This window comes from Hamadaea sp. NPDC050747 (assembly GCF_040654195.1).
Classification (GTDB): Bacteria; Actinomycetota; Actinomycetes; order Mycobacteriales; family Micromonosporaceae; genus Hamadaea.
Genome location: NZ_JBFAHM010000001.1, coordinates 267,155 through 281,638, shown reverse-complemented (window position 1 = coordinate 281,638; position 14,484 = coordinate 267,155). Strand labels below are relative to the sequence as shown.

The window sequence follows — 14,484 nt, the reverse complement described above, 5'->3', positions numbered from 1 at the left end:
GCTGCTAGCATCCCGCGGTGCTCACGCTCGGCACCGCCGTTGCCACAGACTCCCCTCGCAGGTCGGGAGTGGTGCGCCAGGCCCTTCCCGCCTTGGCCGCCTATCTCGCCGTCCGCGCCACCGGTCTGGCCGTCCTGACGGTCCTCGCCCATCGCGCGCACCGGCCGGTCGTCAAGCTGCTGTCGGCATACGACGGTGGCTGGTATCTCGGCATCGCGACGAACGGCTACAACACCTCCATCACGTACGCCGGTGGCCAGCTCGTCCGCACGAACGTGGCCTTCTTCCCGCTCTTTCCGGAGCTGATCCGGGCCCTGGCGGCGATCGGCGTACCCGCCGCGTACGCCGGGATCGCACTGGCCGCGGTCAGCGGGGTCGCAGCGGCCTGGGGCATCTTCCGGGTGGGTGCGGAGATCCACAGCCCTCGGCTCGGCGTGATGCTCGCCGCTCTCTGGGGAGTCCTGCCGCACGCGTTGGTGCAGAACATGGTGTACGCCGAATCGCTGTTCACGGCGTTGTGCGCCTGGGCGCTGTGGTCGGTCCTGACTCGCCGCTGGCTGCTCGCCGGCGTGCTCACCCTGGCCGCCGGGCTCACCCGACCGACCGCCGTGGTCCTCGTACTGGCGGTGGGGCTGTCCTGCCTCGTCGCGGTGGTACGCCGGGCCGACGGCTGGCGGCCCTGGGCGGGCTGGGTGTTGGCTCCGCTGGGCTTGGTGGCCTTCTGGGGCTGGTGCGCGACGAAGCTCCAGCGGCTCGACGCGTGGTTCTGGATGCAGAACGCCGGCTGGCACAGTGAATTCGACTTCGGTGCCGACACGGCTCGTTCGCTGGTCAAGGTCGTGCGCGGTCAGCAGCGGCTGGGCTACGTCGTGACAGCCGCCGTGCTCCTCATCTCGATCGCTCTCCTCGTGGTCCTCCTGGTACGCCGCCAGGCCCCGTGGCCGCTCGCCCTCTTCGCCGCGGGAGCGGTGCTGCTGGTCGTTCTCCAAGGCGGCGGCTACTTCCACGCGAAAGGGCGGTTCCTGCTTTCCGACTTCCCGTTACTCATCCCGATCGGGGCCGCGCTGATCAAGCTCGATCGGCGACTTCAGATCGCCCTACTGGTGGTCCTGGCCGTCCTTTCCGGTTGGTACGGCTCATACCTCGCGCTCGAGTGGCGGCTGTCTCCCTAGCTCGGGGCTGCGCCCCTTGCGGGGATTCCCTACCTTGGCGGCCATGGGATGGGCGACGATCCTCTTCATCATCGTCGGGGCGATCGGGCTGGGCCTGCTCGCCGTGGCGATGCTGGGCGGCGAGCTCTTCGGCCTCGACGGGGCCGATTCCGTGCTGTCCGTCGAAGTGGTGGCGGCCGTCCTGGCCGGCTTCGGCTTCACCGCAGCCTTCGTCAGCGCGCTGCCGGGCGTCGACCTTCCGCTCGCCCTCGTCGCCGCGATCGGCGCCATCGCCGCGGTGCCGGTGGCGTACCTGGCTTGGCTGCTCACCGGCCGGGCTCGGAACATGCCGACCGATGCGACCCCGAATCGGACCGACCTCGTCGGCCGGCCGGGGGTCGTCGTGACCGAGATCCGGGCCGGGGGCTACGGCGAGGTCCGCGTACGCATCGGCGGCCAGCAGGTCAAGCTCAACGCCCTCGCCGACGAGCCGATTCCGGCGGGCGTCCACGTCCTGGTGGTCGAGGCCCCCAGCGACACCAGCGTCAAGGTCCGTCTCACTGATCCAGAAAGGAACTGATGCTTCCCCTTCTCCTACCCATCGCCGGTGGCGTGGTCTTCGTCCTCGTCCTGCTCTTCTTCGTGCTGTCACGCATCAAGGTGGCCGGCCCGAACGAGGCCTTCATCGTGACCGGCCGCAAGGGCCGGCGGGTCGAGGCCGCCGACGGCACCCGCTCGACCGACCTGTCCGGCCAGAAGGTCGTCATGGGCGCGTCGGTCTTCGTCCTGCCGGTCGTCCAGAAGCTCCAGATCATGGACCTGTCCAGCCGCGGCATCCACGTCGAGGTCACCGGGGCCGTCAGCAAGCAGGGCATCCGGGCCAACCTCCAGGGCATCGCGGTCGTGAAGGTCGGCGGGACCGAGGACGCGATCCGCGCGGCCGCCCAGCGGTTCCTCCACCAGCAGCAGGCCATCGACGGCTTCGCCCGCGAAGTCCTGGCCGGCGCCCTGCGCTCGATCGTCGGCCGCCTCACCGTCGAGGAGATCATCCGCGACCGGGCCGCGTTCGCCTCGGCCGTCGCGGAGGAGGCCGAGCACTCGATGACCAACCAGGGTCTCGTCCTCGACACCTTCCAGCTGCAGGACATCATCGCCGAGGGCAACTACCTGCAGGATCTCGGCCGGCCCGAGGCGGCGCGCGTGCTCAAGGACGCGTCGATCGCCGAGGCGCAGGCCCGCCAGTCCGCCGAACAGGCTCGGCTGCTCGCCGAGGAGGCGATCGCCGAGGCCCAGCGGAACCTGGAGCTCAAGAAGGCCGGCATCCAGGCCGAGATCGACGCCGCGAAGGCGAAGTCGGCCGCGGCCGGCCCGCTCGCCCAGGCCGAACGCGACCAGGCGATCCTCGCCGAGCAGCAGAAGGTCGCCGAGCGCAACGCCGAACTCAAGCAGCGCCAGCTCGACACCGAGGTACGCAAGCCCGCCGACGCGGCCCGGTACAAGGTCGAGCAGGAGGCCGAGGCGGCTCGCAACGCCCAGGTCCTCGCGGCCGACGCCGCCCGGCAGACCACGATCGCCGGTGCGCAGGCCTCCGCCGAGCAGGCTCGCCTGACCGGTGAAGGCGAGCGTGCGCGCCGGGCCGCGCTGGCTGAGGCCAACGCGATCGAAGGCGCCAAGGAAGGCGAGTCGGAGCAGCGTCGGCGTACCGCGATCGCGGAGGCGACCGAGCGCGAGGGTTCGGCCGAGGCGGCCGCGATCCTGGCTCGGGGTCAGGCCGAGGCCGAGGCCATGCGCCTCAAGGCCGAAGCCTTCCAGCAGTACGGCGAGGCCGCGATCCTCGACCTGCTCGTCCGGGTGCTGCCGGAGGTCGTCGCGGCGGCCAGCGACCCGATGCGGTCCATCGACAAGATGACCGTGATCTCCACCGACGGCGCCAGCTCGCTGACGAAGTCGGTCGCCTCCAACGTCGCCCAGGGCCTCCAGCTCGGTACCGATCTGACCGGCATCGACCTGGCGAGCCTGCTGGCGAAGCTGGGCGGGGTCTCGGCGGACTCGTCCGACGTGCCGTCGGCCAACGGCGAGACGAAGCCGATGGCGCGCAAGGCCATCAAGGCCAAGCCCGCCGAGTGAAACACAGTGGCCGGGGCCGGGCGATCTCTCGCCCGGCCCCGGTTCTATGTGGACGCCGTCCGCCGTACGCGGAACGAGCGGGTACAGACGCCGGCTAGCAGGTGAGCGTGGCGGTGGCACCACCGGTGCTGTGCGCTACCGAGCTGCCGCCCACGGCCACTGCGTTGCCGGAGATGTCGATCGGCGCCTGGACGGGCAGGAGAACCTGGGTGCCGTTCAGGATGCCGGCGTTCATGGCGCTGGTCAGGTTCGCGCACGAACCGCCGTCGTGGCCGTAGCCGCCGTGCTTCGCCGCCGGGGCAGGCAGCGTACGCGCGCCGGAGCCGGCGAGGTTGCCGGTCAGGCCGGACAGGGTGCCGACCAGGTCGCCGACCAGCGGCAGGCCCTCGGTCTTCTTGCCGCCCTTGACGTGCTTCTTCTTGATGTTGTTGGTGTTGTGGTGGACGGGCTTGTCCTTGACGTACGTGTCGGGACCGTGCCCGCTCGGACCGTCGCCGATGACCGCGTCCGCACCGCCCTGGCACGAGGCGGTCGCGCTGCCGAGGACCGCCACGGCGTTGCCGCAGATGTCGATCGGGATCTGGATCAGCGGGATCAGCTGCGTACCGTTGCCGATGCCGAAGTTCAGCCCGGTCCAGGCGTCCGGCAGGCTCTCCGCGTCCAGCGACGCGTGGGAGCCGCCGACGCAGCCCGCGGAGGCCCCACCGAGGACGCCGATCGCGTTGCCGCACAGGTCGATCGGGATCTGGATCGGAGCCAGGACCTGCGTGCCGTTGAGAAGACCGACGTTCTGCGTACTGGTCAGGGTGCCGCTCTCGGTCTTGGCCGACTCCTGCTTCGCCCACGAACCGCCGGTGCACCAGGCCGTCGCGGACCCGCCGACGCCGATCGCGTTGCCGCAGGCGTCGATCGGAGCCTGGAGCAGCGCCCGGATCTGCGTACCGTTGAGCAGGCCGAAGTTGTCGGAGCTGGTCAGGTCGCCCAGCTCGCCGGTGTGGTTCGCCCACGCGCCGCCGACACAGCCCGCCGAGGCGCTGCCGAGCACCGAGATCGCGTTGCCGCAGACGTTGATCGGCGCCTGGATGTGCGCGTCGACCTGCGTACCGTTGCCGATCCCGACGTTGTTCGACGTGGTCAGGTCACTGGCGTGTGCGGCGGACGCGCCGGCCAGCAGGAAACCGGCCGAGATCGCACCGGCCTTCAGGGACTTACGAGCCCACGAGTTCATGGTTCATTGCCTTTCGGGTGTTGCAGACCGGGGGGTCCGCGAGTGCAGTGATGTGCCGAGATGTGCCGGGTCCGGTCGCAGACACTGGACCCGCCGCAGGCGCGCGGAAGCCGTCCGCGTACCTGGGGATCGAGGGCGCGCTCAGCGCGCGGAGCGAACTCGCTCAGTCAGGCGAGCTGGTGGGGCGCGGCGCGTCGGCCCGCCGCAGGGCACTGTCCGCTGCGCGGCGCAAGGCCCGGGCCAACGGCGCGGTCAGGACGGCCACCGCCGTCAAGGTAGCGGCGGGCGCACTGCCTCCGTTGGGGGCGTTGCCCGCCGGCGTCGTGCTCGGCGCGCAATCGCCCAGCACAGGGGTACGCCCAGAGTCGTCCCCGCCGTCGGGACGGTGGTCGACGGCGCTGCCCGAGAGGGGCTGCGCCGTTGCGCGTACCACTGTGGACTTGTGAGGCGGCAGCACGCCCACGGGAATGGCGCGGAAGGCCGGACCGGCGGCCGCCGCGACCATGCGACGGGCCGGCTGGACCACCTGGCGCACCAGGGCGAGCAGCGGGTCGTGTTCACCGCAGGTGGCGGACGGCCCGGGGTGTGGCTTGGGTTGTTGTTCCCGAGGGCGCTGCACTCGCGGCGCGTCGGGATTGTCCGGATCATCCGGTGCGGGCATGCCCAACAGGTCGCCCGGCACGGCGAGGACCGCGTCGACGCCTGCCACCACGCGCTGGACGTCGAGTTCCGGAGCGACCCGGAGCAGCGCGGTGACCAGGTCCGGCTGAACGCGGTCCTCGCCGGTGTTCGGTGCCTCATCGGCTGGTCCGCCGACGGCGTGGGCTTCGCCGAAAGCCGTCTCGGATCCGGACGGAGCCTCCGGCTGCTCAGCGGCGTGCGCGGCAGCCGTTCCGGCGAACCAGGCGGCCGTGGCGAACCCGGCGACGGTCAGCGCGCGCAGTGCCGCGCGCGTGAACCGGCTGTTCCGGGTTCTGGTCATGGTCGCCCTTCAGCGGTAGTGGAAACTCCGCTATGGACAACGATTCCCGCATAGGCCGGACACGTGAGTATTAGGAAAAATCAAGCAATTGTCCGATATCGCGGTCCGGCTCGGAGCACGCCGCTGGGCAGCTCGCGACCCACTATCCGCTGGGCCAGTTCCGCCGCCTCGACGAGTTTGTCGAGGTCGATGCCGGTCTCGTAACCCATGTCGTGCAGCATGTGCACGACTTCCTCGGTCGCCACGTTGCCGGTCGCGCCGGGGGCGTACGGGCAGCCACCGAGGCCGCCGACGCTGGCGTCGAACTCCGTCACACCGAGATCCAACGCGGTGAGGATGTTGGCGAGCCCGGTGCCACGTGTGTTGTGGAAGTGGCAGAGCAGCGGCTTGTCCCGGGTCACCCGATCGAGCACGTCGCGTACGCGCCGAGGCGTGGCCATGCCGGTGGTGTCGCCGAAGGCCACGCGGTCGACGCCCATCCCCACCGCTTTATCCACAATGGAGGCGACTCGGGCCGGGTCGACGTCGCCCTCGTACGGGCAGCCGAAACTCGTCGCGATGATCAGTTCGGCGGTCGCGTCCCCGGCGTGCAACGTCTCGATCAGCTCCGGCAACTCGGCCAACGACTCGTCGGTGCCGCGGTTGATGTTGCGCCGGTTGTGCGTGTCCGACGCCGAGATCACCACCTCGACCTCGGTGAAACCGGCGGCGATCGCGCGCTGCGCTCCGCGTACGTTGGGGACGAGGGCGCTGTAGCGGACCCCGGGATTCCGCGTGATCGTCGCCCACACCTCGTCGGCGTCGGCCATCTGCGGGATCGCCTTGGGGTGGACGAAGCTGACCGCCTCGATCCGGCCCACGCCGGTGCCGCTCAAGACGTCGATCAGCTCGACCTTCGCCGGAGTCGGGACCGGGTCCTCGTTCTGCAGGCCGTCGCGCGGGCCGACCTCACGGATGCTTACTCGCGTCATCGGTGGTCACCTCATCCGGGAGACGATGGCGGTGTCGTAGTCCCCGCTCAAGAATTCCTCGTTCTCGAGGAGTTCGGCGAAGAACGGCAGATTGTTCTTCGGGCCGGAGATCTGGAACGCCGCGACCGCCGCCCGCAGCCGCTCGATCGCCTGCGCCCGGTCCGCCCCGTACGCCACCAGCTTCGCCATCAGCGAGTCGTAGCTCGGGGTGACCGTCGTACCGGCCGCGTACCCGGAGTCCACCCGGATCCCGGGCAGTCCGGCGGGCTCCTCCCACACCGTCACCGCACCCGGGCCGGGCAGGAACCGCTTCGGATCCTCGGCGTTGATCCGCAGCTCGATCGCGTGCCCGGTGGACTGCGCCGGCACCTCGACCGGCAGACCGGCCGCGATCCGCAGCTGGGCCTCGACCAGGTCGATGCCGAAGACCGCCTCGGTGATCGGGTGCTCGACCTGCAGTCGCGTGTTCATCTCCAGGAAGAAGAAGTCCCCGGTCGCCGGATCGAGCAGGCATTCGACTGTGCCCGCGTTGCGGTAGCCGACCGCCTCCCCCGCGCGTACCGCTGAGGCGTGCAGGGCCTGCCGCCGCTCCGGCGTGAGCATGCTCGCGGGCGAGGGCGACTCCTCGACCAGCTTCTGGTTACGCCGCTGGACCGAGCACTCCCGCTCGCCCAGCGCGACCACCCGGCCGTCGGCGAGGCCGAGGATTTGCACCTCGATGTGCCGCACGCTCGGGAAGTACTTCTCGATCAGGACCGAGCCGTCGCCGAACATGCGCTCGGCGAAACCGCGCACCTTGTCGTACTCCGTGCGGAACGCGGCTTCGTCCTTGGCCGGGGCCATGCCCATGCCACCGCCGCCGGCCGCCGCCTTGATCATCACCGGGAAGCCGATGCGGACCGCCTCGGCCAGCGCTTCGTCGACCGACCCGGCCGGGTCGGTGGTCCCCGGCGCCACCGGTACGCCCGCAGCCGCCATCAGGTTGCGCGCGTTGATCTTGTCGCCCATCGCGGTGATGGCCTCCGCCGACGGGCCGACCCAGATCAGCCCGGCCGCCTCGACCTGCCGGGCGAACTCCGCGTTCTCGGAGAGAAAGCCGTATCCGGGATGGATCGCCTGCGCGCCGGTCTGCTTGGCGGCGGCGAGAACGGCCTCGGCGTTGCGATAGCTCTGGGCAGGATTGGCCGGGCCGATGAGCACGGCTTCGTCCGCTTCCAGGACGAAGGGCAGGCCGGCGTCGACGTCGGAGTGGACGGCGATCGTGCGGATACCCAGGCGTTTCGCCGTACGGATGATCCGCCGGGCGATCTCACCGCGGTTGGCGACGAGGAGAGACTCAATCTCAGACACCCCTCGGACGCTACCTTATCGATCGTTAAGGTGGCACCTAGGCGCTGAGCGCGGACAGCGCGGCCGCCCGAAGCAGGACGGCCCGGCGACCCCGGTCGACCTCGCCGCCGAGGAACGGCGTCGAGTTCATCAGGCCGAACACCGCGTGAGCCAGCACCCGGGCCTCGCCGTCGGTCAGCTCCGACCGCACGGCGGTGAGCACCGTCACCCACTCCTCCACGTATCGGCGCTGCAGCCGGCGGATCTCCCGCCGGGGCTCCTCGGGCAGCCGATCCAGTTCGTGCAGGTGCAGCGCGATGACAGCCGGGTGAGCGAGCGCGAACTCCACGTGGAAGTCGACCAACGCCTCCAGAGCGGCCGTGGGCTCGCCCCGGTGGGCCTCGGCCCGCTCCCGGCCGCCGGACAACAGGCCCTCGCTGACCGGTTTGAGCGCCGCGACCAGCATGGCGTCCTTGCCGGCGAAGTGGTGGTAGAGGGCGGGTCCCGTCACACCGGCTTCCTTGCCGATGTCGTCCATGGAAACGCCGTGGTAGCCGCGAGTAGCGAAGAGCCCGACGGCGATCTGGAGGATCTCGTCACGGCGCGAGCGCTTGCGGGGGGTGTCTACCTGCTGCTCGATCGTCACTCGGTCAGCCTACTCGCCAGTCAACTCGGAAACTTAACGCCCGTTTAGTCGCGTTCCGGAAGATCGTACGCTTTGCGGAGTTCACGGGCCTTCTCTGCTTCGCCCTGCTCCTCCAGCGCCCGAGCCAGCCACCAGGCCGCCTCCGCGCGCGCCTGATGATCCCGGGGCAGCCCCTCGATCACCCGCCGCAGCACCCGCTCGCCCGACCGGGGGTCGCCGGCCGCCACCAGGATCTCACCGTGCCGCAGCTCGGCGAAGGCCGCCTCCTCGAACGCCTCGATCGAGCGGAACAGCTCGGGCGCCTTCTCGGCGATCGCCAGGGCGTCGGCGTACGAGCGGTGGTCGGCCAGCACGAATGCGCCGTCGTAGCAGGCCATCGCGTGCTCCCAGACGATGCCCGGCTCTTGCTCCGGATCGGCGCCCGCGGCGTACGCGGTGGCCTGATCGATGGCTTCGATCGCCGACTCCGGATCACGCCCGTAATGCAGGGCGAGGATGCGTCGCCGCAGCGCGCGGGCGGCGGCCGGCCGCTCTCCGGCGGCCTGATAGCCGGCGGCGGCCTCTCCGTAGCGCAGCCCCGCCTCGCGGTCCCGATCGACGCGGTAGAGCACCTCCGCCATCCGTTCCAGCAGATGTGCCCGATATCCGGCGTCGTCGAAGCCACCCCGGCCGGCCGCCAGCGCCTCCAGCTGGGCCAGCGCGGCGAGCGGTTCACCCATCTCGTCGTAGACCCGGGCGAGCAGATCCCGGCACTCGTCCGCGATGACCTGCTCCTCCTCGGCCTCGTCGGCGAAGTACGCCAACGCCTCCTCGGCCACCTCCGCCGCCTCCCGGAATCGGCGCGTGGTGGCCAGTGCGACAGCCAGCCGATGCCGGGAGTACGCCGCCGCCCGGTCCTCGCCCTCGGCCGCCATGAGGCAGACGTGCTCGACGATGTCGTCGATGACCTCGTCGGCCCGATCGGTGTTGACCAGCATGAACCCGGCGTTGGCTCGAGCGCTCCGGCGGAGTTCGGGGTCGATCGCGACGGCCGCCGCCTCCTCGAACGCCGCGAGCGCGCCGGAGTGATCGCCGAGGCCGCCGACGAGGTTGGCGTACGTGAACAGGGCTGAGGCCAGCTCGTTCGACCGGCCCAGCGGACGCAGGGCTTCGACCGCCGCCCCGACGAGGTCGCGCGTCTGGTCGATCCGGTCCAGGGCGTGCACCAGACCGGCCCGCATCATGAGGCTCTGCACCCGGTGCCGCAGCGGGACGTGCCCCGGCTCGGCGTCGGCGGCGTCGATCGAGGCCAGCGCGGCGTCGGTCTGCCCGGCGATGGTCTCCAGGTACGCCACCCGCAGCAGCGTCACCCGGCGCAACACAGAGTCGGTCGTGGCGGACAGCACCTCCTCGGCGGCCTGTCGCGCCATCGTCAGCTCCACCGGCTCGCCGAGCGCCGGTTCCGACGGCTGGGTCTGGAACTGCGCGATCGCCAGCTGCACCCGGCAGGCCGCCTCGCGGGCCAGGTCGCCTGCCTCGGCGAAGCCGCTCGCCGCCTGCATCAGGCCCGCTTGGATGCCCACGAGGTCGTCGTCGGGCAGCCGGCTCACCTGGAGCATCGCGATCCGGCCCTGCTGTTCGGCGGTGAGCGTCCCGCTGACCGTCGACCGCCAGCTGCCGAGCACCCGGTCCGCCAGCGCATCACCGCGCGGATCCTGCTCTCGCAGCCAGTTCTCGGCGAGGTCCAGCTGTTCGTCCAGACTCAAGGTGGTGGGCGCGGAGCTCAGATCGGGCTCGGCGATCGCCGGCTCGTCCGGCTCCACCGGAGCGACCTGGGACCGATGGGCCGCGGTGATCGACAGCGGCAGGTAGTCGACGATCGGCTCGGCGTCCAGGCGCCGCGCGATCCGTTCACTCTGGTACGCGTTGCCGTTGCGCTCGTCGAAGCGGATCGCGAGGGCGGCGGCCCGATCCGCCAGGTTCCCAGCCAGCTCTGCGACGGTCCACCCCGACCGGATCGGCAGGTCGCCCTTGCCCTGTGCGGTCAGCCGGCGCAGCACATGCGCGGCGGCCGAGGCGAACTCCATCTCGGCCTTCGGCGTCGGCGGCTTCTCAAGCCAGGTCAGGTGCCGTTCGATCAGCTCCAAACCGCGCATCTCGTTGCCGGTGAGCCCGCAGAACTCGACGTGATCGGCGACCGAACCCAGGTCGGCGGGCTTGGTCTGGAAAGCCCGGTACGCCCGCCGGTGCGCGTCCCGGGCCTGCTCCAGCCGGCCCGTCCGCAGATACGGGATCATCAGCGCGGTCAGGATGGACTGCGGCTGTTCCGAGCACGTCAACCGGCCCTGCAAGGCCGGCTCGGCGAGGGCGATCGCCTCGGCGTACCGCTCGCGCCAGACGAGGTGATAAGCCTTGGACGTCGGGTCGCACCCGGCGCAGTCGGAGTTCTCGTCACGCGGGGCGGCGTCCCACAGTCCGTAGAAGTGGTCGGCCTGCTCGGCGTCGCCCACATGGGACGCCACGACATACCGGTACGCGTACACGGCGTGCAGGCTGTGCCCGCCCGATCGGTAGCGGCGCTCCATGTCGTCCAGGACGGCGTGCGTACGCTCCAACGGCACCTCGGGGAACTTCGCCATCGAGGAGACGATGTACTTGAAGAACCAGAGCAGCAGATGCTCGTCCTGACCGTTGCGGCGGTCGGGGTTCTCGTCGTACTCCTTCAGGCACCGGGCGAACGTGACGAACGCCTTCGCCGGTTCACCACCGCGGTGGAACGCGTTGGTCGCGACCATCCGGGCGTCGAAGGCGAGTTCGGCGTTCCCGCTCGCCTCGGCGTGCAGCATCGCCTCCTCCACCAGCGCGATCTGCCCGGCGCCCTCCGGCGCGTCCCAAGCCGCGGCGATCATCCCGCGGATCTCGTCCTCGCTCGCCATTCAGTCCTCCCCCTCCGGCTGTGCCTCCGGAGCCGGCTGCTCGGCCGAGGCCGGCCCGACGGCCGGCACCGCCTGCTGCAGCAGGCCCAGGAAGGACCGGTTCAACAAGGCCGAGTCGGCCGGGCGCAGTGGATGGTGCCCGAGCAGCAACGCCTGCCCGTACAGCGACTCCACGGCCAGCCCGACGAGTTCCGGCGACGGCAACGCGGTCACTCGGCGTACCAGTGGATTGCGATGATTGAGGACGAGCTGGGGCCGCGTCGCGGCCTCGGCCCGCTCGAACGCCGCGAGGACTCCCGCCCAGACCTCGTCGACGACTTCCTGGGTCTCGCGGAGCTGGCGCTGGAAAGTGGACTCGCGGTCCACGAGATACAGCGCGGCCAGACCGGGCGGGTCGAAGGCCCGCACGACGATCTCGCAGCCCAGCGGGTCCATCCGGCGCTGGGCGATCGTGAGAAACGGCCGCAACGCCAGGTCGGTCGCCGGGTCGAGGGTGTCGAACCGGGTCGCGAGATCGCTGGGGTCGAGCCGGTCGACCAGCACCTCCGCATCGAGCAGCGGCAGCCGTTCGATGATGTCCGGCTCGTAGACGTAACCGGCGTTCACCACGGCCAGGTTCTGCGCCGCCGCCACCGCCGCGAGCTGCCGGAATTCGTCCACAGTGGTGCAGTAGCGCACGGTCGAGTAGCGCCGCCGGAACTCCGCCAGCGGCATGCGGCCCATGTTGGTCTCCATCGGCCACCACTCGTCGACCAGGCGCAACATCTCCAGATCGTGCAGCGCCAAGGTCTTCACGCCGACGTTGTGCACCGAGAGGAACTGCTGCAATCGCTGCGGCTCCCGGCGGGCCATCGCCAGCATCCAGCCGCGCAACTGGTCGCCGAGTTGCTCGCGCACCGACTCCAGCAGACCGTCCTCGAACAGCGCCTCGCGGCTGGCCGTCGGGCGCAGCTCGCTCGCGTCGATCACGCAGCGCACGAAGAACGCCCACTCCGGCAGCAGACCCTCGGCGCCCTCGGCGAGCAGCATCCGCTTGAGGTACACCCGATGCCCGGCCTTGGCCGCCGGGTTCGCCGGCCGGGGCAGCACGAAAGCCACCCCCCGCAGCCCGGCCTCGGGCACCTTCACCTCGATCACGTCGAACGGCACGAACCCGAAGGTCTCCTGTGCGTACGCGAACAGCTCCGCCCGCCCAAGGTCCCAGGGCGGAGACTCCACAGTGATCAGTTCACCGTCGACGCGTACGCCGACCGGCAGCATCTCGCCGAACGTGCGGGCCAGTTCGACCACGCGCTCGGCGGCCAGCCAGTCCGTGGCGTCCGGCCGGGGTACCAGGGTCACCGTCGTGCCCACCTCGGCGCGCTCCGGCCCGGACTCGACCGCGTAGCGGCCGTCGGAGTAGCCGGTCCAGTAGACCGTCGGCGCTCCCTCGTGCCGGGTCTGCACCCGAATCTCGTCGGCGACCAGGAAGGCCGAGAGCAGGCCGATGCCGAACTGGCCGAGAAACTCTTGCCGGGAAAAACCCAGTTCATCCCGCTTACCGCTACGGCCGATGGTGGCCAGCAACTCGTGGACCTGCGCCTCGGTCAGCCCGACCCCGGTGTCGTGTACGCGCAGCGTGCCGTCCGGCGTCCGCTTCGGAGTCTCGATCCACACAGACGTCGGAACACCCGGATGGGCCACTCGACGTGCGGTGATCGCGTCGACCGCGTTCTGCAGCAGCTCCCGGACGTAGACCCGGGGACTGCCGTAGAGGTGGTGGCTCAACAGGTCGACGATGCCCCGGAGGTCCACCTGGAACGAGTGACTCACGCGCCAGAGGGTACCGGCGTCGCCGGACAAATGCCGACCCAAGATGCCCTACGGGGGATGAGTGAAGGGGCGGCCACCGCGATCGGTGGCCGCCCCTTCACTCGGTTCGCCGGTCAGATGATGTTCCAGAGCTCCGCCGTCATGAGGACCTCGGCGTAGTTGTTCCTGGAGTTCGGGTCCGCGATCGTGCCACCGGTACGCCCGGCGGCGTCGACCCGGATGTGAATCGCGTCGGGCCCGACCACCAAGGTCTTTCCCATGATGACGTGCACCGTCATGGTGAACGACTCGCCGGGCTTCAACGCCGCGTGGCACTTGACCGTACCCAGGTGGCACTCGTCGGCGCGGCCCACCCAGTCACGCGCGATGAGTTCGCCCGGTTCGCTCCAGACGTCGACCGCCATCGGCGCGGAGGTGACCTTGCCGATGTTGCTGATCGTCATCTCGATGCTGAAGTCACGGTCGCCGTTGGCGTTCTTGGCGCTCGTGACCTTGTCCAGCGTCAGCTTCAGGTCCGTGTACAGCGGCTTGTTGGAGAAGTCGGTCCGGCCCGCCGTCTGGACGAACGCCGTGCCGTTCCACGCGTAGGTCCGCCACTGGTGGAACTCGTTGTCGACGGACGTGTCGCAGCAGGCCACGATGTCGCTCACGTCGGCACTCACGCCAACGCCGCCGTCAGCCGGCTTGACGTGCCAGATGCCCTGCATCTTGGCCGACGCCCGGACGACGGTCCCCAGGGAGACGATCTGACCGGCGGCGTCGCGGTCATACGCCACGATCATCGACGGCCCCGTCTCACCGGTCCGGCACATCAGGATGGCCGCCGTCTCCAGTGCCAGGTCGTCGTCCAGGTTGGCGAATGCCACCTCTACGACATAGGTGACCAGACTCGTCGTGGTGCCCGGCTTCCGCAGAGTGGTCCGGCCGTCGTTGCATTTTCCGTCCGGGCTCTTGCCGGAGTCGCCCCAGCGGGGCACGTCAACCTTGCCCGCCGTGAGCTGCGCGATCGTGATACGGCCGTCGGGCGCCGGGCTGGCCGACGGGCTCGGCGACTCGGTCACCGTCTCCGACGGCGTCGGCGAGATGCTGGTCCCGGGCGTCGGCGGGGCCTGGGACTCACGTCCGAAGGCTGCGTACCCGGCCACCGGAAGCGCGATGACGAGTGCGGCGACGACGCCCAACGCGACTGCTCGCACCTTGCGCCGGTGCGCCACCTCACCGCGTACGGCCTGCGCGCCGAGCGGGCGCACCGCCGGGGCAGACACTGCGGAGAATTCCGAGAATGCGCCCGTGAGCAGGGCGTCCTGGTCGAACTCGTTCATG

At 70.4% G+C, this 14,484-nt stretch carries 11 protein-coding genes; 3 read left to right on the top strand and 8 right to left on the bottom strand.

Annotation, left to right across the window (positions count from 1 at the left end; all coding sequences use genetic code 11):
• Window positions 1-17 precede the first annotated feature (17 nt).
• From AB0H43_RS01360 to AB0H43_RS01350, 3 genes are read left to right on the top strand one after another with little or no spacing between them, the layout of a single operon-like run.
• Window positions 18-1,172, top strand: a complete 1,155-nt coding sequence (locus tag AB0H43_RS01360; RefSeq protein ID WP_359994676.1) for a hypothetical protein — start codon at window positions 18-20, stop codon at window positions 1,170-1,172.
• 43 nt (window positions 1,173-1,215) lie between these two features.
• Window positions 1,216-1,731: an NfeD family protein gene (locus tag AB0H43_RS01355; RefSeq protein ID WP_359994673.1), complete on the top strand. Its 516-nt coding sequence runs from the start codon at window positions 1,216-1,218 to the stop codon at window positions 1,729-1,731.
• The gene (locus AB0H43_RS01350) at window positions 1,731-3,278 is read left to right on the top strand and encodes an SPFH domain-containing protein (RefSeq protein ID WP_359994670.1); all 1,548 of its coding nucleotides are present in this window, start codon (window positions 1,731-1,733) and stop codon (window positions 3,276-3,278) included. The genes AB0H43_RS01355 and AB0H43_RS01350 overlap by 1 nt, the downstream gene beginning before the upstream one ends.
• A gap of 94 nt (window positions 3,279-3,372) precedes the next feature.
• Here the strand turns inward: AB0H43_RS01350 and AB0H43_RS01345 are convergent, their stop codons facing one another.
• The 8 genes from AB0H43_RS01345 to AB0H43_RS01310 form a co-directional block, all read right to left on the bottom strand.
• Window positions 3,373-4,506 carry a chaplin family protein gene (locus AB0H43_RS01345; protein WP_359994667.1) on the bottom strand — a complete coding sequence of 378 codons (1,134 nt, stop codon included), beginning with the start codon at window positions 4,504-4,506 and terminating at the stop codon, window positions 3,373-3,375.
• 163 nt (window positions 4,507-4,669) lie between these two features.
• Complete coding sequence (locus AB0H43_RS01340) at window positions 4,670-5,488, bottom strand: hypothetical protein (protein WP_359994664.1); 819 nt, start codon at window positions 5,486-5,488, stop codon at window positions 4,670-4,672.
• A gap of 80 nt (window positions 5,489-5,568) precedes the next feature.
• Window positions 5,569-6,459 (bottom strand): hydroxymethylglutaryl-CoA lyase, encoded by an 891-nt coding sequence (locus AB0H43_RS01335; RefSeq protein WP_359994662.1) that lies wholly within the window; start codon window positions 6,457-6,459, stop codon window positions 5,569-5,571.
• 6 nt (window positions 6,460-6,465) lie between these two features.
• On the bottom strand, window positions 6,466-7,800 hold the full coding sequence (locus AB0H43_RS01330; protein ID WP_359995725.1) for a biotin carboxylase N-terminal domain-containing protein: 1,335 nt from the start codon (window positions 7,798-7,800) through the stop codon (window positions 6,466-6,468).
• A gap of 46 nt (window positions 7,801-7,846) precedes the next feature.
• Window positions 7,847-8,434 (bottom strand): TetR/AcrR family transcriptional regulator, encoded by a 588-nt coding sequence (locus tag AB0H43_RS01325; protein WP_359994660.1) that lies wholly within the window; start codon window positions 8,432-8,434, stop codon window positions 7,847-7,849.
• A gap of 44 nt (window positions 8,435-8,478) precedes the next feature.
• Window positions 8,479-11,349 (bottom strand): hypothetical protein, encoded by a 2,871-nt coding sequence (locus AB0H43_RS01320; RefSeq protein ID WP_359994657.1) that lies wholly within the window; start codon window positions 11,347-11,349, stop codon window positions 8,479-8,481.
• On the bottom strand, window positions 11,350-13,161 hold the full coding sequence (locus AB0H43_RS01315) for an HSP90 family protein (protein WP_359994655.1): 1,812 nt from the start codon (window positions 13,159-13,161) through the stop codon (window positions 11,350-11,352). It lies immediately after the preceding gene.
• A gap of 113 nt (window positions 13,162-13,274) precedes the next feature.
• Entirely contained in the window at window positions 13,275-14,483 is a 1,209-nt protein-coding gene (locus AB0H43_RS01310; RefSeq protein WP_359994652.1) for a hypothetical protein, read from the bottom strand.
• Window position 14,484 lies beyond the last annotated feature (1 nt).